Genomic DNA, 22,098 nt, shown 5'->3' with positions numbered 1-22,098 from the left:
CCCAGTTCGCCCCTCACCGGGGCGCGGCACCGCCAATGTCACTGAACAGCACCGCTGCTAACCAGCCGCCGCCCCCCGAAACCCACCGATCTCCGGGGGTCTTTTCGGTCTGACACGACAGCACGATCCGCGCGCGGGGAAGGCGGCGGCGCAGCCCGCGCCCATCTTCCGCCCTGTCGCGAGGGGCGAAGCCAGTTGGGCGGCGGGTCATCATTCTTGGACACCGGCCTTGCCGGCGCTGTTCCGGCCCTGTGGCTGACGGCGGAGGGCGCGGCCGGTCAGACGCTGGCAAAGCCGTCCGGCCCGCCGCCTTGCCCCCTTCAGCGCCGCGCGCCTGCACCGTGACCCCCGGCCCATCCGCGTCCCCGCCCCCGTTCCGGCGGGTCCGGGGGTGCAGCCCGTGGCCTTAATGCGGCGGCATATCCTCGGGACCGGCGGGGTCGATGACCAGCAGCAGCCGGGTTTCCCCGCTGCCGGCAATCGGCGGCGAGCGGTGGCGCAGCCCGGTGGCCTGCGCGCCCGGCCAGCGCGCCCCGCGCAAAATCGCGGCGGCGCCGGTGGGCAGCTGGTCGGGCGTGGCGTCCCGTCCCGGCGCGGCCAGTTGCGTGCCCTGCCCGCGATAGGTGCACAGCAGCCGCGCCCGCACATTGTCGATGTGAAAGCGGCGGCAGGCATCGGTGCTGACCGGGTCCAGCCGCAGGGTCAGCCGCGTCTGGCCCGTCACCCCGGCCAGTGCCTGCGCCAGCGTGGCAATGTCATCGGCCAGCGCCTGACGGATGCCCGCATCACCCAGCCCCGAGGCCCGGCAGGCCGCCTGCACCTGCGGCCCCACCTGCGCCAGCGGCACCTGCACCCGCAGCGCCGGCAGCTGGTCGGCGGGCAAGGCGGCCAGACCCTCGGTCAGGGCCGGGGGCAGGGCGCGCTGCCATACCACGGCGGCAATGTCGGGCTGCCCGATCATGGCCAGCACCGCCGGGTCCGAGGATTGCATGATCGCACAGGCCGGCGACAGGCCCGCCCGCGTCGGGGCGGGGGCTTGCACGGGGGTCGGGACCGTTGCGGGGGGCTGCGCGGGGGGCTGGTCGGCATTCGCGGCTTGGCGGGCGGCGCTGCGGGTGGTGGCGGTCAGGAAAGCTGCGGCGGAACGGGGGTCGAAACGGCGGGTCATCGGGCGTCCTTGGCTGGCCCCTGCGACAGGCGCGCGGCGGGCGTGAGTGGATCGTAATTGTTATAATATAACATTAACAAGCCGCCCCCACCCCCCGCAACCCCCCTTGCGCTGCCCCCCCGGCCACCCCGAACCGACAGTCCAAAGACCGCCATCGCGCCCGCCCCACGCCACGGCGGCCCCGCGCGCCACCGGGGCCGCAAGCCCCACCCCGCGCCGCCACAGGCGCACCTCCCGCCACTGCCGCCCGCTGCCCGCCCGCGACATGGCCGCAGCGGGCTGGGGGCTGGCCATGGGCAGACCCGCAATCCGCCGCTACACGCGGCCCCCGCGCCCCGCGTGACCGATCAAAGCCACCCGCCGCAACCCGCGCCCGCCCATCAGCCACAGCCGCCCCCCGCAGCGCGATCCTCCCCGCATCGCGCCGCGCCCCCACCAGCCGCCACCCGCATCTTCACCCCAAGGGCGTGCCGGATCGCGTGCAAGCCATTCCCGCCGCCGCGCCCCTTTGGTTCATCGCCCCGCGCCGCTGGTCGGTTTCGCCCGCAGATCCGCCAAACACCCCGGCATCCGGCGTATCGAACGCGGGAACAGCGCGCGCGCCACATGCCCGCGAAGGGCAGGCGCAGCCGCAACGCCCCGCGCCCACAGCCCCGCCGCAGCCACCCCGCGCCATTGCTGCCCCCCTGCGCATGGGGCTTCTTCGTTGCCCAAATACCCAAACCCCGCCCTGTCCCCCCGCGACCCGGCCCGCGCAATCGCGCCGTGCGCAGGGACAGGGGGGGGGAAACTTTCCGGTCAGACCAGGCGTTCGGTGGCCAGAAGGTGGGGGCCGCGCCAAGGCCCGCACGCCACAGCCACGTCCCAGCGAAAGGACCAGCCATGCCCGCCAAAGACAGCGCCCCCCACGATACGGCCCCCCATGACACCACCACCGGCGCCGCCGGTGAAACCCACCAGCGCGGCACCGACAGCCGCCTGACCACCAATCACGGCGTTCCCGTCAGCGACAACCAGAACAGCCTGAAGGCCGGGGCCAATGGCCCGACCCTGCTGGAAGATTTCGTGTTGCGCGAAAAGATCTTTCACTTTGACCACGAACGCATCCCGGAACGCATCGTCCATGCCCGAGGCAGCGCGGCGCATGGCTATTTCGAATGCACCGACCCGATCCCGGAACTGACCCGCGCGACGCTGTTTGCCGAAAAGGGCAGGCGCACGCCGCTGTTTGCCCGATTTTCCACCGTGGCGGGCGGCGCGGGGTCGGTCGATACGCCCCGCGATGTGCGCGGCTTTGCGGTGAAATTTTACACCGATGAAGGCAACTGGGACCTGGTGGGCAACAATATCCCGGTGTTTTTCATTCAGGACGCGATCAAATTCCCCGACCTGATCCATTCCGTCAAGATGGAGGCCGACCGCGGCTATCCGCAGGCGGCATCCGCGCATGACACGTTCTGGGACTTTATCTCTTTGGTGCCGGAAACCATGCACACGATGATCTGGGCCATGTCGGACCGCGCCATTCCGCGCAGCCTGCGGATGATGGAAGGCTTCGGCGTGCACACCTTCCGCATGGTGAACGCGGATGGCAAATCGACCTTTGTCAAATTCCACTGGAAACCGCGGCTGGGGGTTCAGTCCTTTGTCTGGGACGAAAGCGCCAGGATGCAGGGCGCCGATAACGACTTTCACCGCCGCGATTTGTATGAGGCGATCGCGGCAGGCGATTACCCGGAATGGGACCTGGCCGTGCAGGTCATCAGTGACGAGCTGGCGCGCGAACTGCCCTATTCCGTGCTGGACGCCACCAAGCTGGTGCCCGAGGAAAAAGCCCCTCTGCGCGTCGTCGGCCGCATGGTGCTGGACCGCAACCCCGACAATTTCTTTGCCGAGGTCGAACAGGCCGCCTTCCTGCCGTCAAACGTGGTGCCGGGGATTGATTTCACCAATGACCCGCTGTTGCAGGGGCGGCTGTTTTCTTACCTCGACACCCAGAAATCGCGGCTGGGGACGACCAATTTCCACCAGATCCCGGTCAATGCGCCGCGCTGCCCCTTTGCCAATATGCAGCGCGACGGGATGATGCAGACCATGGTCCCCAAGGGCCGGGCGAATTACGAACCCAACAGTCTGGCGCAGGCCGGCGAGGATGGCGGCCCGCGCGAAACCGGCACCGTTTTCCACACGCATGAGGACAATACCGAGCTTGGCAATGACCCCGCGCAAAAGCTGCGCCAGCGCGATGACAGCTTTGGCGATCACTTCAGCCAGCCGCGCCTGTTCTGGAACAGCCAGACCGACAATGAACGCGCCCATATCGCCAGCGCCATCACGTTCGAGCTGTCCAAGGTCAGCCTGCCCCATATCCGCGACCGGGTGCTGGCGGTGATCCAGAATATCGCGCCGGAACTGGGTCAGCGGGTGGCCGACGGGCTGGGGGTCGACCTGCCCGAGGCTGCCAGGCCGTTCCGCGAACCCGTTGATCTGGACCCCTCGGACGCGCTGTCGATCCAGAAGAACTGGAACGCGACGCTGAAGGGCCGCAAGGTCGGCATCCTGTTCGCGGAAGGGTCCGACAAGGCCACCATCGACGCGCTGAAAGCCGAGATCGAGGCCGGGGGCGGCAGCGTCATGCTGGTTGCGCCCAAGGTCGGCCCGCTGCCGGTCAAGGGCGGCACGCTGGCGGCGGATGGACAGCTGGCGGGCAGCCCCTCGGTCCTGTTTGACGCGGTGGCGATGGTGCTGATGCCCGATCAGGTCGAGACGCTGAAACGCGACGCCGCCGCCTGTGGCTGGCTGACCGACGCCTTCGCGCATCTGAAGGCCATCGGCCATTGTCCGGGGTCAAAGGCGCTGCTGGACCATCTGCATATCGCGGGCGATGGCGTGGTGCCGAACGACGCCTTCCTGCCCGCCGCGAAACAGCGCTTCTGGGACCGCGAAAGCAAGGTCCGGCAATTGGCGTAAGGGGCGGGGCAGGGCACCGGTGGCCCCCCGGCCCCCCCGGCCTGACCAGATACCGGCCCGCCCGTGCGCTGTCGCGGGCGGGTTTTCATTTGCATGGCCGGGCGTCGCGCCGTCGCCGGTCGTGTCGCGGTGGACAGGGCGGGGTTGGGTATTTGGACAACGAAGAAACCCCAGGTTGTGCGCAGGAATGGCGGATGCCGGTGGGGGGTGGCTGCGCGGGGTGCGCTTACGGCGCTTTCGCGGCGGGGATGTGTCGTTCGGGGCGCGGTGGCCGGGTGGCTGGGATCGGCAGATGCGCGGCTGCCGGCCCTTGGGTTTGGTCGTGCTGGCTGGGGGTGAAATCAGTGAAACGGGGCAGGGGGGACCGAAACGCGCCGCAGGCCGCGCGGCACCACAACGCCCGCAAGGTTGGGTCAGGCAGGCCGGTCAGGGACGCCGGACAGTCAGCAGACCCGGCGTCGAGGGCAGGCCCCTTGCCCTTGCGCCGCCCGCTGGTCAGGCGGCGGGGCGGGCAGGATGGCGGGCTGAAGGGTCGGGGCCTCGGGGTGGGCAAAGCCGCAGGGGCCGGGCGTGGCGTGGCGGGTTGCGGTCACGCGGCCATCGGCCAGCACCGCCACCCGGTTGCAGAACCGCACACCCGCCGCAGGTCATCGCTGACAAAGATCAAGCGGGTGCCAGAATCGCGCCGAAACCCGGCCCGCATGTCCGGCACCTGCGGCCCCTGAATGTGCCATTGCTGTGCCCCGGATGCCTGCCGGTTTGGGCTGCGCCCCGGTTGGGGTTCCGGTTGCGGTTCCCGCCGCCGGATACGCCAACCCTTGCGGCCCTGAACACGCCCGTCACCGCTGCGCCCCGGATGCCTGCGCGACCGTCGGTCCCGTCGCGGTCTCTGTCACGGACCCCGCCGCCGATACGCCCGCCCCTGCGGCCCTGAACGTGCCAATGTGTCCCCGGAGGCCCGCCGCCCTGTCAGCGCCTGAAGCGGTCACGCCCGCGCACCGGGGATGTGGGCCGTCTGTCCTGTCACGGTCCCCGCCCCGTCAACGCGCGTCACCGCTGTGGCCCGGATAACGGACTGCGCTGTGCCCCGGATGCCTGCCGGTTTGGGCTGCGCCCCGGTTGCGGTTCCCGTTGCGGACCCTGCCGCCGGATACGCCAACCCCTGCGGCCCTGAACACGCCCGTCACCGCTGCGCCCCGGAGGGTCGCGTGACCGTCGGTCCCGTCGCGGTCCCTGTCACGGTCCCCGCCGCCGATACGCCCGCCCCTGCGGCCCCCGTCAATGCCCGCTGCGGTTACGCACGCGCGGGGTCTTGCCCGGTTTCCGTGTTGTCCCTATTCCCGCTTGGCCCATCGCCACTTTTCCCGCCCCCGCCTTCCCCGATTCCCGCCGTAACGGGCAGGCGGTCGGGGCGGCAGCCCTGGGGGCGGAAGGGTTGCAGCCGCGTCGTGCAGCCCATCGCGGCAAGGTCCGTGTGCAGCCGGGCCAGCGCCGGGGGGGGCAGCCATGCCGGGTGCAGGGTGGTGCGGATGTCGCAGGCCACGCCCGCCGCCAGCAGCATCCGCAGGCTGTCGCGGGCGCGGGCGCCGCTGCCGGGGGTGGCGGTGATGGCGGGGTAATCGTCAAACGCGGCCTTGACGTCGAAGCCCACCCAGTCGACCAGCCCCAGCACCCGCGCCAGCCGGTCGGGATAGGCGCCCCCGGTATGCAGCCCGACGGCAAAGCCCATATCGCGGACCTGTGCCATGGCGGCGGGCAGGGCGCGCTGTAACAGCGGTTCCCCGCCCGAAAACACCACCGCGTCCAGCAGGCCCACCCGCCCGCGCAGAAAGGCCAGCACATCGGCCCATGCCACGCGGGCGGGGGTGGTGGCGGGGATCAGGTCGGGATTGTGGCAATAGCCGCAATCCCACGGGCAGCCCTGCAAGAACAGCACCGCCGCCATCTGGCCCGGCCAGTCGCACAGCGACAGCCGTTCCAGCCCGCCAATGCGGATGTCAGCCATCGCGGCGGGCTTCGCGGAAGAACTGGCGTTCCTGATGCTCGCCCTGCTTGCCGCGGTTAAAGGACGACACCGGCCGGTGATAGCCCATGACGCGGGTCCAGACCTCGCAGGGCTGGCGTTCGTCATCGCTTAGGGTGATGTCATCGCTGTGGGTGATTGCGGTTCTGTCCATGTCGGGTTCCTTTCCGGGTCAGGATGCGGCGGCCTGCCGCTTGGCTGCCAGCCGTTCGGCGTCGCAGATCGGGCAGAAGGCGTGTTCGCCCTCGAGATAGCCATGCACCGGACAGATCGAGAATGTCGGCGTCACGGTGATATAGGGCAGGCGGAACCGGGTCAGCGCCCGCCGGACCAGCTTTTTGCAGGCCGGGCCGGAACTGATGCGCTGGCCCATATACAGGTGCAGCACGGTGCCGCCGGTGTATTTGGTCTGCAAATCATCCTGCTTTTCCAGCGCCTCGAACGGGTCGTCGGTGAACCCGGCGGGCAGCTGGCTGGAATTGGTGTAATAGGGGTTCTGGTCGGTCCCGGCCTGCAAGATGCCGGGGAAACGCTTGCGATCCTCGCGCGCGAAGCGATAGGTGGTGCCTTCGGCCGGCGTCGCCTCGAGGTTGAACATGGTGCCGGTTTCGGTCTGATAGGTGGTCATGCGGGCGCGGATATGGTCCAGCACCCGCAGCGCAAAGCCATGGCCCCAGTCGGTGGTGATGTCCTCGTGATCGCCGGTGAAATTGCGGATCATCTCGTTCATGCCATTCACGCCGAGGGTCGAGAAATGGTTCCGCAGCGTCCCCAGATAGCGTTTGGTATAGGGATACAGCCCGTCATCCATCATCCGCTGCACCGCCTTGCGCTTGATATCCAGCGAGCTGCGGCCAAGGTCCATCAGGTGATCCAGCCGCGCCAGCAGCGCCGCCTCGTCGCCGCGATACAGATGCCCCAGCCGGGCGCAGTTGATCGTCACCACGCCGATGGACCCGGTCTGTTCGGCGCTGCCAAACAGCCCGTTGCCGCGTTTCAGCAATTCCGTCAGGTCCAGCTGTAACCGGCAGCACATGGACCGGATCATGTTGGGCTTCAGTTCCGAATTGATGAAATTCTGGAAATAGGGCAGCCCGTATTTCGCCGTCATTTCAAACAGAAGGTCGGCATTGGGGTCATCCCAGGGGAAGTCCTCGGAAATGTTATAGGTGGGGATGGGAAAGGTGAACACGCGCCCCTTGGCGTCGCCTTCGGTCATCACCTCGATATAGGCGCGGTTGATCATGTCCATTTCGGGCTGAAGCTGGCCATAGGTGAAATCCATCGCCTGTCCGCCAATGACGGGAACCTGATCGCGCAGATCCTGCGGGCAGGTCCAGTCAAAGGTCAGGTTGGTAAACGGCGTCTGCGTGCCCCAGCGCGAGGGCACATTCAGGTTATAGATCATTTCCTGCATCGCCTGCCGCACCTGCGCGTAATTCAGCCCGTCCTTGCGGATGAACGGCGCCATATAGGTGTCGAAGGAACTGAAGGCCTGCGCCCCGGCCCATTCGTTTTGCAGCGTGCCAAGGAAATTCACCACCTGCCCCATGGCGCTGGACAAATGCCGGGGCGGGCCGGATTCGACCTTGCCGGGGACGCCGTTCAGCCCCTCGGTCAGCAGGTTGCGCAGCGACCACCCCGCGCAATAGCCCGCCAGCACGTCAAGGTCATGAATGTGAATATCGCCGTCGCGATGGGCCTGTCCGACCTCGGGCGGATACAGATGCGACAGCCAGTAATTCGCCACCATCTTGCCCGACAGGTTCAGGATCAGCCCGCCAAGCGAAAAGCCCTGATTGGCATTGGCCGAGACCCGCCAGTCCGAGCGGTCCAGATATTCATTGACCGAGGCCGATACATCGACCAGCGTCTGCCGGTCCTGCCGCGCCCGCGCCCGGTTGCCGCGATAGGCGATATAGGCGCGCGCGGTGTCCAGATGGCCGGCGGCGATCAGGGTTTCCTCGACCATGTCCTGCACCTGTTCGACGCTGGGAACGCCCCCGGCGCAGCGGTGGCACAGCACGCGCAGGGTGCGCCGGGTCAGGATGCGGGCCTGCGCGTCCCCGAAACTGTCGGTGGCGGCCCCGGCGCGGGCTATGGCACGGGTGATGCGGTCAGGGTCGAACGCGACGCGGCGGCCATCGCGTTTCAGGATCTGCGGGGGTGTGTCATGGGCCTGCATGGATCTGCCTTTCGGGCAAATGCCGATGCGCAAAGGGGGCACCCGCAAGGCTGATCTGCGGGCGGGGCAACGGCGGTGGAAAACAAGATATGGTGGTCTGAAAGCACAAACCACATGGATATAGTTGCCGCGCCACGCTTTCTGTCAAGCCAGCCGCCCGCGACAAACTGAACCACCCGCCGCCGCACAGGCCCGTCCGCCGCGCCTGTTCATGCGCCCGCCCCGCCAGCGGCCCACCCCGTCCGCCCCGGCGCGCACAGCCTTGCGGCGCCGCCGCCCCCCACCACCACCCCGGCCAGATGGCGCCCCCGCCCCCGCCCGCGCCGCGACGATGCGACGCGGCAGGTGGGGCGGCAGGCGGGGCGATGCGGGGGGATGCGGCGATGACAGGCGGGTGCGGCGGGCGTGTCGGTGGCGTCGGCGCAGCGATGCGGTAAAAGGGGGCGTCAGGGTCGCCATGCGCGATGCGGACTGGCGGCGCGGCGATGTGATGCGGCATGGGGCAGGGCGGCGCAGCGGGGGGCGGCATGGCCCGCCGGGGCAGCCCGCGCGCGGGCGCATAGCGCTTGCGATGCGCGCGGCTTTGGTATACATCGGCATACAATCGGCTTGGCCCGTTCGCCACATCCCGTGCGGCCCGGTGCCACGCTGTCCGGCACGCAGCATTCACAGGGACCGTCATGAGCTTGTACACCGACTACCTAGATGAAATCGAAACCCGCAAGGCCGAGGGGCTGCACCCTAAGCCCATCGACGATGGCGCGCTGGTCCAGGACCTGATCGCGCAGATCAGCGACACCGCCAGCCCGCATCGCCAGGACGCGCTGAAATTCTTTATTTACAACACCCTGCCCGGCACCACCAGCGCGGCGGGCGTCAAGGCGGCGTTCCTGAAACGCATTATTCTGGGTCAGGACACGGTCGCGGAAATCAGCCCCGATTTCGCCTTTGAACTGTTGTCGCATATGAAGGGCGGGCCGTCGGTTCAGGTGCTGCTGGATCTGGCGCTGGGGGATGATGCCGCGATCGCCGCGCAGGCGGCCGGGGTGCTGAAAACCCAGGTATTCCTGTATGAAGCCGACACCAACCGTCTGGCCGAGGCTTTTCGCGACGGCAATGCGGTGGCCAAAGACATCCTTGAAAGCTATGCCCGGGCCGAATTTTTCACCAAGCTGCCGCCCGTCGAAGATGACATCAAGGTCGTGACCTATGTCGCCGCCGAGGGCGATATTTCCACCGACCTTTTGTCGCCCGGCAATCAGGCGCATTCGCGTTCCGACCGCGAATTGCACGGCAAATGCATGATTTCCGAGGCCGCGCAGCAGGAAATCGAGGCGCTGAAGGCGCAGCACCCCGACAAGCGCGTGATGCTGATCGCGGAAAAGGGGACGATGGGTGTCGGCTCGTCCCGGATGTCGGGCGTCAACAACGTCGCGCTGTGGACCGGCAAACAGGCCAGCCCCTATGTGCCCTTTGTCAATATCGCGCCCATCGTGGCCGGGACCAACGGCATTTCGCCCATCTTCCTGACCACCGTGGACGTGACCGGCGGCATCGGGATCAACCTGAAAAACTGGGTGCGCAAGACCGGCCCGGACGGCACGCCGATCCTGAACAATGACGGCAACCCGGTGCTGGAACAGAAATTCAGCGTCGATACCGGCACCGTCCTGACCATCAACAGCCGCGACAAGAAGCTGTATGATGAAAACGGCAATGAACTGGCGGATGTGTCTGCATCCTTCACCCCGCAAAAGCTGGAATTCATGAAGGCGGGCGGGTCTTATGCCGTGGTGTTCGGCAAAAAGCTGCAAACCTTCGCGGCCCACACGCTGGGGGTCGAGGCCACCCCGGTCTTTGCCCCCTCGAAAGAGGTCAGCCATGACGGGCAGGGCCTGACCGCGGTCGAAAAGATCTTTAACGCCAATGCCGTTGGCGCGACGCCGGGCAAGACCCTGCACGCCGGGTCGGATGTGCGCGTCAGGGTCAATATCGTCGGCTCGCAGGACACCACCGGCCTGATGACCGCGCAAGAGCTGGAGGCCATGGCCGCCACCGTGATTTCCCCCACCGTCGACGGCGCCTATCAGTCGGGCTGTCACACCGCGTCGGTCTGGGACAAGAAGGCACAGGCCAATATCCCGAAACTGATGTCGTTCATGAACAATTTCGGCCTGATCACGGCGCGCGACCCCAAGGGCGTCTATCATGCGATGACCGACGTGATCCACAAGGTGCTGAACGACATTACCGTTGACGACTGGTCGATCATCATCGGCGGCGACAGCCATACCCGCATGTCCAAGGGCGTGGCCTTTGGCGCCGACAGCGGCACCGTCGCGCTGGCGCTGGCCACCGGCGAGGCGACGATGCCGATCCCGGAATCGGTCAAGGTGACGTTCAAAGGCACCATGCAGCCGCATATGGATTTCCGCGACGTGGTTCACGCCACGCAGGCGCAGATGCTGAAACAATGCGGCGATAACGTCTTTCAGGGTCGCGTGATCGAGGTGCATATCGGCACCCTGCTGGCCGATCAGGCGTTCACCTTTACCGACTGGACGGCGGAAATGAAGGCCAAGGCCTCGATCTGTATTTCGCAGGACGAAACGCTGATCGAATCGCTGGAAATCGCCAAGTCGCGCATTCAGATCATGATCGACAAGGGCATGGAAAACCCCGCCCGCACCCTGCACGGGCTGATCGAAAAGGCCGATGCCCGCATCGCGCAGATCCGGTCGGGCGAAAAGCCGGCGCTGGCCCCCGATGCCAATGCGAAATACTTCGCCGAGGTGGTCGTGGATCTGGACGCCATTGACGAGCCGATGATCGCGGACCCCGACGTCAACAATGCCGATGTGTCCAAGCGTTACACCCATGACACCATCCGGCCCGTGTCCTATTACGGCGGCACGAAAAAGGTCGATCTGGGCTTTGTCGGGTCCTGCATGGTGCACAAGGGCGATATGAAGATCGTCGCGCAGATGCTGAAAAACGTCGAGAAAGCAAAGGGTAAGGTCGAATTCAACGCCCCGCTGGTGGTGGCCGCCCCGACCTATAACATCATTGACGAGCTGAAGGCCGAAGGCGACTGGGATATTTTGCAGAAATATTCCGGCTTTGAATTTGACGATCTGTTCCCGAAATCGACGGCGCGGACGGAATACGAAAACATCCTGTATCTGGAACGCCCCGGCTGTAACCTGTGCATGGGCAATCAGGAAAAGGCGGAAAAGGGCGACACGGTTCTGGCGACCTCGACCCGGCTGTTCCAGGGCCGCGTGGTGGAAGACAGCGCTGAAAAGAAAGGCGAATCGCTGTTGGCCTCGACCCCGGTCGTGGTGCTGTCCGCCATCCTTGGCCGCACCCCCAGCGTCGCGGAATATAAAGAGGCGGTTCAGGGCATCGACCTGACCAAATTCGCCCCCCCGGTGGACAAACCGGCCGGCGCGAAATCGGTGCATTTCTGATCGTCTGAGGTCTGATCGCCTGAGAACTGTGAAAATCAACGGGGCGTGGGTTGTCACCACGCCCCGTTTTATTTTGCGCGGCATGTGCGCGGCCCATCGGCGGGGCGTGACCGGCAGGCCAGCACGGGAAAAATGGGGAAATGGTGATGAACAGGGTGCTCAATCATCACCTGTCCAGATCTGCTCCGAAGCGCAGCACCGACATCGCGACCTGACCGCCCCCGACCTGCCACGCGGCGCGGGCACGGTCAAGGCGCTGTGGGGCCATTGGCGCCTTTGCCTGAAAACCGCCCGGCGCAGGCCGCAGCGCGGGCAGGGGCGAATCGCGCCGTGCGGTCAAACATCTTGCTATTTCGCGGTCCCGGCCTATACTGGTTTCCGGCCAGACCGCTATGTCGGTGCCCGGCTTAGGGGCAGGCTGGTCGCGTCACGGGCAGGGCACCCTCGCCCGTGACTTTTTTTATCCCGGTTGCCTGATGCGCGCGCGGCCAACCGGCGGGGCGCGGGTTGGCGCTGGGGGCGCAGGCCCTTTTCAGCCCGCCTGCCCCCGCGCCGCCCCATCCCCGGTGGCATAGCCCCTGCGCGTTTTCGCCCGGATCACCGCCTTGCCTGCGGCCTTGGCCAGCGCGGGGCTGGGGAACCATTCGCGGCGTTCCTGCCCGTGCTGGCCGATGCGGCCCCAGCGGCGGATCAGGCAGGCGCCGCCGAACAGATCGGGCGTGACCTCGACCGCATACCAGCGCGCCATGTTGCGCGCGGGGTCCAGACGGCACAGCCTCAGCACGCCGCCGCCCATAGCCGGAACCGCCTTGCGCCGGTGATTTCGCGCACCAGACCCATCGCGGCCATGCGCGCCAGCAGGCGTTCGGCGGTGTCGCGGCTGATGCCGCAGGCGGCCTCGACCTCGGCGGTCAGGGAGACGGGGCGGGCGCTTAGGGCGTTGATAACACGCGCGGAATTGCGGCCCTTCAGGCGCGCGGTTTCAGCATGGGCGCGCCCGGCCCATGCCCGCAGCCGCGCCAGTTCCAGCAGGGCGGCCTGCGCGCCCGCGGTGACCGCGCGCAGATGCGCGGCCAGCGCCGCAGGCCCGGTGCCGGCAAAACCGGACCAGACCGCGCGGCCATGACGCCCCATCGGCACGAAACGCAGCGCCTGACAATCGGCGGCCATCGCGCGCGCGGCATAGGTCGCGGCCTCGATCACATCGCCCGCTGCCGACAGGTCGGACAGGTGCCACGCCCGCCGGGCAAAGGCCCCGCGCGTCAGCGGATGCACCGGCCCGGCGCCTTCAAGCCCGGACAGCAGCGCCCGGAACCCCGCCGCCGCCGCGTCGAACCCGGCGCCCCGGTTGCGCATCGCCGGCCCCGCGCCAACATCCGCCGCAACGCGGTGCAGCCCCAGAAAACCGCGCAGATCGTCCAGATCGGCCTGCCCCTGCAAACGCCGCACCGCCCATCGCGCAAACGCCAAAGCCGCCGGGTCGCTGTCGGCCCGCGCGCCGGCCAGATCACGGCTGATATCCTCGGGGGGCAGGGGCAGCCCCTGTGCCCACAGCATCGCCCCGACCTCGCGCAGGGCCAGCCGGGTCGCGGCGCTGTCGCCCATGACCGACACCACCGCATCCAGCCGCCCGACCGCCATTGCGGCGCGGGCCAGGTCAGGGGCCAGATCCGCCTGCGCGGCCAGCCATTGCGCGGGGTCGGTCAGCGCCCCGCCCCCGGCCTGCACCCAGGGTGGCGGGGCGGGGGCGTCTTCTTCGTTGTCATAAATACCCAAATTCGCCATATCCGCAGGATACGAACACGCTGCGGTATGCGCAATTCACCCTTTGCACAGGCTGACGCAAAACGGGGTCTTTGCATTTACCGCTCGACTTTTGGGCGCGGTGTTCAGACATTCGACGGCACACGGACCACCGGGTCCGGTCCCGGCTGCGCCCGCGCTGCTGTGCGCCGGATCTGATTTCAGGCAGAGGGGCCGATGACATCTTTTCTAACCCAGTGGCCCGGCAAAAGCGCGGCGGTCGAAGGCGGGATGCAGCATCAGGCGGCCTGTCACATGCTGGATGTGGCGGCGGTTGCGGAAATTCTGATCGCGCCATTCGGCTTTGCGCCGGCGCGGTCGTCGGCGCTGATCCTGCTGACCGCGCTGCATGACCTTGGCAAAATAGGCAATGGTTTCCGCACCATGCTGGAAACCGGCAGGGCACAGCCCTTTAGGTTGCGGCATTGGGGCATCACGGAAATCCTGCTGCGACACCACGATGGGCTGTTGCAAGGCTGTTTGGGCGGCGGCGACTATGCGCGCGATGCGCTTTACGCGGCTGTCGCGGGCCATCACGGCGCGCCCCCCACCTGGCCGGATCTGACAGATCGCCGGGTTTTGCGGTCCATTGGCGATGACGCGCTGGCGGATTCGGGCGATCTGATACAGGCTTTCGCGGCGCTTTGGCCCGATGCGTCGCTGGGGGCAATGACATGGGATGAGGCACGTCAGCTAAGCTGGTGGTTGCCGGGGTTTGTGGCGGCGGCGGACTGGATCGGCTCGAACACCGACTGGTTCCCGGCCCGGCCCGCGGGGGACAGCCTGCCGGAATACCTGGCCAGCGCCCGGATCAGGGCGCAAGACGCCGTGCGCGCGGCAGGTCTGGCGGCACCCGCGCCATCGGACGGGCCGCTATTCGATTTTCAGCCACGCCCGATGCAGGCGGCCTGCGCCACAATCGCCCTGCCCGATGGCCCCGCACTGGCGATCATCGAAGATGAAACCGGGGCCGGCAAAACCGAAGCCGCGCTGATTCTGGCACAGCGGATGATGCAGGCGGGAAAGGGACGGGGGCTGTATATCGCGCTGCCGACCACCGCCACCGCCGATGCGATGTTTGGCCGCGCGCGTCAGGTCGTGCGGCGCATGTTCCGCGACCGGCCAAGCCTGACCCTGGCGCACAGCAGGGCGGCGCTGTCGGATGCCTGGCGCGATCTGAAAGCGCCGCAAACCAGCGCCACGGATGAACCGGTCTGCACCGAATGGCTGGCGGACAACCGCCGCCGTGCGCTGTTGGGAACGGTTGGCGTGGGCACGGTGGATCAGGCGCTGCTGTCGGTTTTGCCCACCAGATACAACACGTTGCGGCATTTCGCGCTGTCCTCCAAGATCCTGATTGTGGACGAGGTGCATGAATTGGGCGCCCCCTATATGGCGGCCGAGCTGGTGCAGCTGTTAAAGATGCACCGTCAGGCCGGGGGGTCGGCCATTTTGCTGACCGCCACGCTGCCGCTGGATCAGCGCCGGGCATTGCTGGCCGCATGGGGCGCTGATGATTCCGGCGATCCGGCTTATCCGGCCCTCAGCATGGCAGATGCGGCCCCCGCGACGGATTTTCCGCAAACCACCGGCGCGCGCGGCCCGGTCACGGTGCGGCGTCTGGACAGCGACGGGGCCGCCATCGCGACGCTGACCGACGCGGCGGCAAAAGGGGCGGCCTGTCTGTGGGTGCGCAACGCGGTCGATGACGCAATCGCGGGGGTTCAGGCCCTGCGCGCGGCGGGGGTGCCGGCGGATCTGTTACATGCGCGCTTTGCGCTTGACGACCGGTTGCGGCACGAACAGGCGGCGCTGGACCGGTTCGGCAAGGATGGTCAGGACCGTGCGGGGCGTGTGCTGGTCGCAACCCAGGTGGTTGAATCGTCGCTGGATCTGGACCTGGATGTGATGGTGTCCGACCTTGCGCCGATGGCCTCGCTGATCCAGCGGGCGGGCCGGCTGTGGCGCCATATGGACCGGCGGCCCGTGGGCGCGCGGCCTGTGCCGATGCCGGTGCTGCATGTCGTGGCCCCCGATCCGGGCGATGTGGCCGATGCGCAATGGTTGCATCATGTGCTGGACAAGGGCGCGTGGGTGTATCCGCTGGACGCGCAATGGCGAACGGCGCGGGTGCTGTTCGAAACCGGCCGGATCGAGGCCCCGTCCGGGCTGCGCGCGCTGATCGAGGCGGTCCACGGGCCGGACGCCCCCGCTGTGCCCGCCCCGCTGGCCGAGGCCGAGGCCGAGCGCATCGGCATGGGCTTTGCCGAGGCCAATCAGGCGCGGCGAAACATGATTGCGCTGGGGCGTGACTATCGCGGCGGTGGCGGGGCGGCGCCGGATACGGATTATCCCACAAGGCTGGGGCGACCCACGCGGGCGCTGGTGCTGGTCGTGGCCGGTGCTGACGGTTTGCGCTTTTACGCAGGCGAGGCGGGCGCAAAGGCCATGCAACTGTCCGAAGTGCAGGTGGCACAGGCGCGACTGGCCGGGCTGGATCTGCCCGATCAGGCGACGCCCGCAATCGCGGCGCTGAAGGCGCAGTGGCCCGACTGGCAACAAGCGGCGCTGACCGTCTGTCCGCTGGGGCAGAACGGCGTGATCTGCACCGGTCTGCGTTACGATCCGGCGCTGGGGCTGGTGTTTGACGGGGGTGCTGGGTAAACTGATATGATCAATTTCCCGGCCTGTGACGGGATGAACCGCATTAGTGGGACGGTTTTGCGTGTTCCCCGCCCCTGCGGGGATAAGCATTAAAGGGATGGTTCAGGAAGGGGCAAAACATCTGTTGACAGATGTGCAGCTTTGGCGCAGCCTGAAACAACCGTGGGTTGGTTGCCCGCCCCGCGACTGGCAGGCCCAAAGACCGGGCCGTGTCCCCGGCGCAACAGCAAAGGAGCGTTCAGGAACACCCTTAACAGACCAAACCTTCGTCGTCGAACGGCGCATTGGTCTGGTGGGCGCCAAAGGCAGCCCAGAAACGATTAACTTTCCCTTTTCCGGCAGGTTTGATTGTGTCGCTTAACCTCATTTCTGACCCTTGGATTCCTGTCATTGACGGCGACGGCGCTGCGCGTGTCATTGCGCCATGGCAGATCGCGGATGACACGATTGCGCGGCTGGACTGGCCGCGCGCCGATTTGAACATCGCCTGTCTCGAGCTGTTGATCGGGCTGGTCTTTCTGGCTGACCCGCCCCTTGGACCAGAAGACTGGAGCGCCCGCCGCGCCCCCGACCCTGACCGTTTGCGCGACCGCCTGTCCGCCTTTGCCCCGGCATTCGATCTGTTGGGGGACGGGCCGCGCTTTATGCAGGACCGCGCTGTGCTTGAAGGTCAGCCGAACCCGCCGGATATGCTGTTTATCGACAGCGCGGGTGGCAATACCATCAAAAACAACGCCGATCTGATGGTCTGGCGTGGGCGCTATGGGGTGCTGCAACCGGCCATGGCTGCGATGGCGCTTTATACGTTGCAGGCCTTCGCGCCCTCGGGCGGGGCGGGGAACCGGACCTCGATGCGGGGCGGGGGGCCGATGGTGACGCTGGTGCAGCCCGAGGGCGGGTTGTGGCCGCTGATCTGGGCCAATGTGCCCGATGGGGCGGCGGCGGATGCGGCGGTGCTGCCGTGGATGCGCCCGACCGTGACGTCGGAAAAGGGGGGGCAGGTTTTCCCCCAGCAGGCCCACCCCGCCGAGGCGTTTTTCGGAATGCCGCGCCGGCTGCGGCTGGTCTGCGACGATGGCGTTGTGACCGGCGTCATCCAGCGTCCTTACGGGACGAATTACGCCGGCTGGGACCACCCGCTGACGCCCTTTTACCGGGTCAAACCGGGGGCCGAATGGCTGCCCAAACATCCGCGGGCCGGGGTGTTTGGCTATCGCCACTGGCTGGGGGTGGTGATCGGCGGCGACAGCGACCTGACGCGGCGCGCGCAGACGGTGCGCGACTGGCATCTGCGCAGCCGGGGGCAGGGCGCGCGTGTGCTGGTTGCCGGTTGGGCGATGGATAATATGAAACCCCGCGATTTCATCTTGTCCGTGCCGCCTTTGCTGCCGCTGGACCCGGATGCGGAAGATGCCGTCACCGGCATGATCCAGGCGGCGGATCTGTTGTCACTGGCGCTGCGATCGGCGCTGATGCCCGTCCTGGCCGAGGGCGAGGCGCGCGAGGCCCTGCGCGAGGCGTTTTACATGCACACGCAAGCCGCGTTCGAGGCGCGGCTGGCGGCGCTGTCCGCGGGCACCCCGGCGGGCGATGTCGCGCGCGGCTGGCTGACCGATATGCGCGGCGTGGCGATGAATTTGTTCGAAACGCGGGCCTTGTCAGGGCTGGCAGATCGCACTGCCGGGGATCAGAAGGCGGTCGTGGATGCGCATCGCCATCTGGCGTCGGCATTTGCAGGCTATGGCGGCTATGGCGCCAAGGCTTACACGGCGATGTCGCTGGAACAACCGCCGAAAAAGGGGAAATCATCATGATCAGCACAGATCACGGCGCGGTCATTCGCGACTGGTGGGCGACGAATCTGGCGGACCGGAACGCGGGCGCGGCGCGCGGGCTGGCCGCGCGGCTGCGGCGGGCCGACATGACAGAGGCACTGTGCGAACCGGCGGTGCAGGAACTGGCGGGGCTGTTGCGGTCGCGCGATGCGGACCGGATTTTCCGGCTGGTGCGGGTGCTGGCCGAATTGCGCGGCACCGATCAGGCCAGCCTGCCGCGGATCTTGGGGCAGGGCGATCCCAAAACCCTGTCACCGTCGCGATTTCAGGCGTTGATGCGTGCCGATGGCGACGATCTGACCCTGCGACTGGTGCGGGCGATCCGGGCGCTTGGCGGCACGGACCGGCGGCGCTGTGCCATCGCGGCGCTGGGGCGCGACCTGTGGTTCTGGAATGACCAGACCCGCGCCCGTTGGGCATTCGATTATTTCGGCGCAACCGTCCCGGCTGTGCTGTATCCCCATCGCGAGGAGGCATCCGCATGACGACTTTTGTTCAGTTCCATATTCTGACGGCCTATCCGCCCTCGAACCCCAACCGCGACGATCAGGGGCGGCCGAAATCGGCGCTGGTGGGCGGGGCCACGCGGCTGCGCCTGTCGTCACAGTCGATCAAGCGGGCGATCCGCGAAAGCGCCTATTTCGAAAACGATCTGGCCGGGCATAAAGGCACGCGAACCAAGCGCCTGTTCGAGGAATTGCGCGCCAGCCTGATCAGGGGCGGGGCCGGCGGCGACGCCGCCCATCAGGCGGCTGAAACCGTGGCCGGCCTGTTTGGCAAGCTGGAACAGCCCAAAAAGGATGACCCTCGCATGATGGCCACGACGCTGGCCTTCATCTCGCCCGAGGAATGGGCGCTGGCCCAGGATCTGGCCGCGAAAGTTCTGGCCGGAGAGGACCTGCCCAAGGACAAGGACCTGAAAAAGCTGGTCCTGCGTCATGCGGACGGGGCGGTTGATATTGCCATGTTTGGCCGGATGCTGGCCGATGACCCCGATTTCAACCGCGATGCCGCGGTGCAGGTCGGCCATGCCATCACCACCCACAAGGTTCTGGCCGAAGATGACTGGTTTTCCGCCGTTGACGACCTGAAGAAACGGGAAGAAGACGCCGGCGCCGGCCATTTGGGCGAAACCGGCTTTGGGTCGGGTGTTTATTACCTTTATGTCTGCGTCAACGCCGATCTGCTGATCGAAAATCTGGCGGGCGACCGTGACCTTGCGGCGCGCGGCATTGAATCTTTGGCCCGTGCTTTGGCGACGGCAACCCCGCGCGGCAAGCAGAACAGCTTTGCCCACCACCCGCGCGCCGGCTATATCCGCGTGGAATGCGGTCCCCAGCAACCGCGCGATCTGTCGGGTGCCTTTTTTCACCCGGTCACGGATCGCAGCGATGCGGGTGTCATGCGCGCCTCAATCGAGGCGATGGAAACCACGGCGTGCCAGATCGACGCCGCCTATGGCAAAGCATATTCCGTGCATGACATCATGGATGTCGCGGCGGGTCAGGGCACGCTGGACGACATCGCAGCATTCGCGGCAAAGGCCGTGCGGGATGGCTGCGGTGGCTGATCACCTGATCTTTCACCTCAGCGCGGCCATGGGGGCAATGGGCGAATTCGCCGGGCACGAGCGGCGCGGCAGCCTGATCTGGCCGGGGCGTTCAGCGGTTATCGGGCTGTTGGGCGCGGCCATGGGCATTCGCCGCGATGGCGATTTCAGCGCGCTGGACAGGCTGCGCATGGCCGTTGCAATTTTCCAGCCGGGCGAGGTGATGCGCGACTATCACACGGTGCAAACGGTGCCGGCGGCGCGGGCCAGACGCCCGCAATCGCGCCCCGATGCGCTGCGTCAGGCGGGCCGGGACGCGAACACCACCATCACCCTGCGCGATTACCGCATGGGCGTGCTGTATGGCGTGGCGGTCTGGGGCGGCGATCTGGCGGCAATTGCGGATGCGCTGCGCCGGCCGGTCTTTACCCTGTATCTGGGGCGGAAATCCTGCCCGCTGGCGGCGCCGGTCGACCCCCGGATCGTCGGGGCTGACACGGCGCAGGCGGCGCTGGGGCAGTTGCGGCTGCCGGTCTGGCACCGTGGCGCGCGCGCCGTGCTGATGGCCAGCGACGATGCGCAGGGCGTTCCCATGCTTCAGCGCCATGACGTGCCGACCGACCGCGCGCGCTGGCATTTTGCCCCGCGTCAGGTCGGCATGGTCACGGTCGATATCACCCCGGAGGTCGCGCAATGAGCCTGTATCTGTCGCGTCTGCATCTTTCGCGCGATCCGGCGGTAACGGCGCTGAATGCGCTGCTGGACCCCGATGATGCCGGCCGCCGTCAGGATGCGCATCACCGCTTGCTTTGGTCGGCCTTTGCCGGCGACCCGGATGCCCGCCGCGACTTTTTGTGGCGGGCCGAAAGCGGCGGGCGGTTTTGGGTGCTGTCGGCCCGGCCCCCGCTTGGCGGCCCGCTGTTCGCGCCGCCCGAGGTCCGGCAATTCGCCCCCGATCTGGCCGCTGGCGACGTGCTGGCCTTTGCTCTGCGGGCCAATGCGACGCGTGACCGCAAAGGCGTGGGGCGCGTCGATGTGGTGATGGATGCGCTGCACGGGGTTGCGAAAAACGACCGCGCCGCACAGCGCATGGCGGTCGCACAGCAGGCGGCGGGCGAATGGCTGGCGGCGCAGGGCGCGCGCAACGGTTTCACCCCCGAGGCGCTGGCGGTCGAAGATTATTCCACCATGGTCCTGCCCGACCATCGCGGTCAGCGCGCGGGCCAGCCGAAATTCGGTGTGCTGGACATGACAGGCCGCTTGCGCGTCACCGATCCGGCGGCGTTTCTGGCGCGGCTGGCGGCGGGCTTTGGCCGGGCCAGGGCGTTTGGTTGCGGGCTGATGCTGGTCCGGCGGGCATGAAAGGGCTGCCACCGCCGCGGCCGATCCCGATCAAGGACCGCTCGACGCTGGTCTTCGTTGAACGCGCGCAACTGGACGTGGCCGATGGTGCGTTTGTGGCCATCAACGCCGATGGCACGCGCACCCAGATCCCCGTGGGCGGGCTGGCCGGCCTGATGCTGGAACCCGGCGCGCGCATTTCCCATGCGGCGGTGGCGCTGGCGGCGCGGGCCGGCACGCTGGTGACATGGGTGGGCGAGGCCGGTGTGCGGCTTTATTCCGCCGGTCAGCCGGGGGGCGCGCGGTCGGACAAGCTGTTGTGGCAGGCGTCGCTGGCGCTTGACGATGCCGCGCGGCTGCGGGTGGTGCGGGCCATGTATGCCCGCCGCTTTGCCGAACCCGCGCCCCAGCGCCGGTCCATCGACCAGCTGCGCGGGATCGAGGGGGTGCGGGTGCGCGAAAGCTATCGTCTGCTGGCGCAACAGCATGGCGTTGCCTGGAAGCGGCGCAGCTATGACCCCCGCGACTGGGAGGCGGGCGATATCCCGAACCGCTGTTTGTCGGCGGCAACGGCCTGTCTGCACGGCCTGGCCGAGGCCGCCGTGCTGGCCGCTGGCTATGCCCCCGCGATCGGGTTCCTGCATACCGGCAAGCCGTTAAGCTTTGTCTATGATATTGCTGATCTTTACAAACTGGACACGGTCGTCCCCGAGGCATTCCGCGTCGCCGGCCAACATGCAAAGGGGCGGCTGGATATGCCCCCCGATCGCGCCGTGCGGCTGGCCTGCCGCGATGTCTTTCGGCGCACGGGCCTGTTGCGACAGATCATCCCCGCCATCGAAGAGGTGCTGGAGGCTGGCGAACTGCCACGACCCGCACCCCCGCCCGAGGCGCTGGGTCCGGCCTTTGACGACGCGCCGGGTTTGGGCGACGAGGGCCAGCGCGGATGATGGTGGTGGCCGTCACCGGCGCACCGCCGCGCCTGCGCGGACGGCTGGCCGTCTGGCTGCTGGAGGTGCGCGCCGGCGTGTTCGTGGGCGATTATTCCCCCCGCACGAGAGAGATGATCTGGGATCAGATCGCGGCCTTT

General features: G+C 67.4%; 17 protein-coding genes. 10 read left to right on the top strand and 7 right to left on the bottom strand.

The window, feature by feature from the left end:
• Window positions 1-406 precede the first annotated feature (406 nt).
• Window positions 407-1,168 carry a DUF1826 domain-containing protein gene (locus ACFXP9_RS14030; RefSeq protein WP_397209373.1) on the bottom strand — a complete coding sequence of 254 codons (762 nt, stop codon included), beginning with the start codon at window positions 1,166-1,168 and terminating at the stop codon, window positions 407-409.
• Window positions 1,169-2,050: 882 nt separating this feature from the next.
• Here ACFXP9_RS14030 and ACFXP9_RS14025 point away from each other — a divergent pair.
• Window positions 2,051-4,138, top strand: coding sequence for a catalase (locus tag ACFXP9_RS14025; protein WP_397209374.1), 2,088 nt, complete (start codon window positions 2,051-2,053; stop codon window positions 4,136-4,138).
• Window positions 4,139-4,581: 443 nt separating this feature from the next.
• Here the strand turns inward: ACFXP9_RS14025 and ACFXP9_RS14020 are convergent, their stop codons facing one another.
• The 4 genes from ACFXP9_RS14020 to ACFXP9_RS14005 form a co-directional block, all read right to left on the bottom strand.
• Window positions 4,582-4,773, bottom strand: coding sequence for a hypothetical protein (locus ACFXP9_RS14020; protein ID WP_397209375.1), 192 nt, complete (start codon window positions 4,771-4,773; stop codon window positions 4,582-4,584).
• A 659-nt stretch (window positions 4,774-5,432) separates the two neighbouring features.
• Window positions 5,433-6,143, bottom strand: a complete 711-nt coding sequence (locus ACFXP9_RS14015; RefSeq protein WP_397209350.1) for an anaerobic ribonucleoside-triphosphate reductase activating protein — start codon at window positions 6,141-6,143, stop codon at window positions 5,433-5,435.
• Entirely contained in the window at window positions 6,136-6,315 is a 180-nt protein-coding gene (gene nrdD / locus ACFXP9_RS14010; protein ID WP_397209351.1) for an anaerobic ribonucleoside-triphosphate reductase, read from the bottom strand. The genes ACFXP9_RS14015 and nrdD overlap by 8 nt, the downstream gene beginning before the upstream one ends.
• An 18-nt stretch (window positions 6,316-6,333) precedes the next feature.
• Window positions 6,334-8,346, bottom strand: coding sequence for a ribonucleoside triphosphate reductase (locus tag ACFXP9_RS14005; RefSeq protein ID WP_397209352.1), 2,013 nt, complete (start codon window positions 8,344-8,346; stop codon window positions 6,334-6,336).
• A 680-nt stretch (window positions 8,347-9,026) separates the two neighbouring features.
• Between ACFXP9_RS14005 and ACFXP9_RS14000 the strand changes: the two genes are divergently transcribed.
• A complete protein-coding gene (locus tag ACFXP9_RS14000) occupies window positions 9,027-11,816 on the top strand; it encodes a bifunctional aconitate hydratase 2/2-methylisocitrate dehydratase (protein WP_397209353.1) in 2,790 nt (929 codons plus the stop codon).
• Between the two features lie 532 nt (window positions 11,817-12,348).
• Here the strand turns inward: ACFXP9_RS14000 and ACFXP9_RS13995 are convergent.
• Together ACFXP9_RS13995 and ACFXP9_RS13990 are read right to left on the bottom strand one after the other, a co-directional pair.
• The gene (locus ACFXP9_RS13995) at window positions 12,349-12,600 is read right to left on the bottom strand and encodes a WGR domain-containing protein (protein ID WP_397209354.1); all 252 of its coding nucleotides are present in this window, start codon (window positions 12,598-12,600) and stop codon (window positions 12,349-12,351) included.
• Entirely contained in the window at window positions 12,594-13,601 is a 1,008-nt protein-coding gene (locus tag ACFXP9_RS13990) for a hypothetical protein (protein WP_397209355.1), read from the bottom strand. Before ACFXP9_RS13990 ends, ACFXP9_RS13995 begins: the two co-directional genes overlap by 7 nt.
• A gap of 195 nt (window positions 13,602-13,796) precedes the next feature.
• Between ACFXP9_RS13990 and cas3 the strand changes: the two genes are divergently transcribed.
• From cas3 to cas2e, 8 genes are all read left to right on the top strand, one after another.
• Window positions 13,797-16,283 carry a CRISPR-associated helicase Cas3' gene (gene cas3, locus ACFXP9_RS13985; RefSeq protein ID WP_397209357.1) on the top strand — a complete coding sequence of 829 codons (2,487 nt, stop codon included), beginning with the start codon at window positions 13,797-13,799 and terminating at the stop codon, window positions 16,281-16,283.
• Between the two features lie 350 nt (window positions 16,284-16,633).
• The gene (gene casA / locus ACFXP9_RS13980; RefSeq protein ID WP_397209358.1) at window positions 16,634-18,097 is read left to right on the top strand and encodes a type I-E CRISPR-associated protein Cse1/CasA; all 1,464 of its coding nucleotides are present in this window, start codon (window positions 16,634-16,636) and stop codon (window positions 18,095-18,097) included.
• On the top strand, window positions 18,094-18,603 hold the full coding sequence (gene casB, locus ACFXP9_RS13975) for a type I-E CRISPR-associated protein Cse2/CasB (RefSeq protein WP_397209359.1): 510 nt from the start codon (window positions 18,094-18,096) through the stop codon (window positions 18,601-18,603). The genes casA and casB overlap by 4 nt, the downstream gene beginning before the upstream one ends.
• On the top strand, window positions 18,600-19,688 hold the full coding sequence (gene cas7e / locus ACFXP9_RS13970; RefSeq protein WP_397209360.1) for a type I-E CRISPR-associated protein Cas7/Cse4/CasC: 1,089 nt from the start codon (window positions 18,600-18,602) through the stop codon (window positions 19,686-19,688). The genes casB and cas7e overlap by 4 nt, the downstream gene beginning before the upstream one ends.
• A complete protein-coding gene (gene cas5e / locus ACFXP9_RS13965; protein WP_397209361.1) occupies window positions 19,672-20,364 on the top strand; it encodes a type I-E CRISPR-associated protein Cas5/CasD in 693 nt (230 codons plus the stop codon). Before cas7e ends, cas5e begins: the two co-directional genes overlap by 17 nt.
• Window positions 20,361-21,029, top strand: coding sequence for a type I-E CRISPR-associated protein Cas6/Cse3/CasE (cas6e, locus tag ACFXP9_RS13960; RefSeq protein ID WP_397209362.1), 669 nt, complete (start codon window positions 20,361-20,363; stop codon window positions 21,027-21,029). The genes cas5e and cas6e overlap by 4 nt, the downstream gene beginning before the upstream one ends.
• A complete protein-coding gene (cas1e, locus tag ACFXP9_RS13955) occupies window positions 21,026-21,958 on the top strand; it encodes a type I-E CRISPR-associated endonuclease Cas1e (RefSeq protein WP_397209363.1) in 933 nt (310 codons plus the stop codon). Before cas6e ends, cas1e begins: the two co-directional genes overlap by 4 nt.
• On the top strand, window positions 21,955-22,098 hold a 144-nt coding region (cas2e, locus tag ACFXP9_RS13950; RefSeq protein ID WP_397210300.1), incomplete at its 3' end, for a type I-E CRISPR-associated endoribonuclease Cas2e. The genes cas1e and cas2e, both read left to right, overlap by 4 nt.

Source organism: Paracoccus jiaweipingae (assembly GCF_044335505.1).
Taxonomy (GTDB): domain Bacteria; phylum Pseudomonadota; class Alphaproteobacteria; order Rhodobacterales; family Rhodobacteraceae; genus Paracoccus.
Note: the sequence above shows the minus strand (reverse complement) of the source record. Positions and strands in the feature narration are given on the sequence as shown.

Bases quoted from the DNA above. Each gene is read 5' to 3' on its own strand.
- ACFXP9_RS14030 (WP_397209373.1), bottom strand. From the start codon at position 1,168: ATGACCCGCCGTTTCGACCCCCGTTCCGCCGCAGCTTTCCTGACCGCC.
- casB (WP_397209359.1), top strand. From the start codon at position 18,094: ATGATCAGCACAGATCACGGCGCGGTCATTCGCGACTGGTGGGCGACG.
- cas6e (WP_397209362.1), top strand. From the start codon at position 20,361: ATGAGCCTGTATCTGTCGCGTCTGCATCTTTCGCGCGATCCGGCGGTA.
- ACFXP9_RS13990 (WP_397209355.1), bottom strand. From the start codon at position 13,601: ATGGCGAATTTGGGTATTTATGACAACGAAGAAGACGCCCCCGCCCCG.
- nrdD (WP_397209351.1), bottom strand. From the start codon at position 6,315: ATGGACAGAACCGCAATCACCCACAGCGATGACATCACCCTAAGCGAT.
- cas7e (WP_397209360.1), top strand. From the start codon at position 18,600: ATGACGACTTTTGTTCAGTTCCATATTCTGACGGCCTATCCGCCCTCG.
- ACFXP9_RS14015 (WP_397209350.1), bottom strand. From the start codon at position 6,143: ATGGCTGACATCCGCATTGGCGGGCTGGAACGGCTGTCGCTGTGCGAC.
- ACFXP9_RS14025 (WP_397209374.1), top strand. From the start codon at position 2,051: ATGCCCGCCAAAGACAGCGCCCCCCACGATACGGCCCCCCATGACACC.
- ACFXP9_RS14005 (WP_397209352.1), bottom strand. From the start codon at position 8,346: ATGCAGGCCCATGACACACCCCCGCAGATCCTGAAACGCGATGGCCGC.
- cas1e (WP_397209363.1), top strand. From the start codon at position 21,026: ATGAAAGGGCTGCCACCGCCGCGGCCGATCCCGATCAAGGACCGCTCG.
- ACFXP9_RS14000 (WP_397209353.1), top strand. From the start codon at position 9,027: ATGAGCTTGTACACCGACTACCTAGATGAAATCGAAACCCGCAAGGCC.
- cas5e (WP_397209361.1), top strand. From the start codon at position 19,672: ATGGCTGCGGTGGCTGATCACCTGATCTTTCACCTCAGCGCGGCCATG.
- cas3 (WP_397209357.1), top strand. From the start codon at position 13,797: ATGACATCTTTTCTAACCCAGTGGCCCGGCAAAAGCGCGGCGGTCGAA.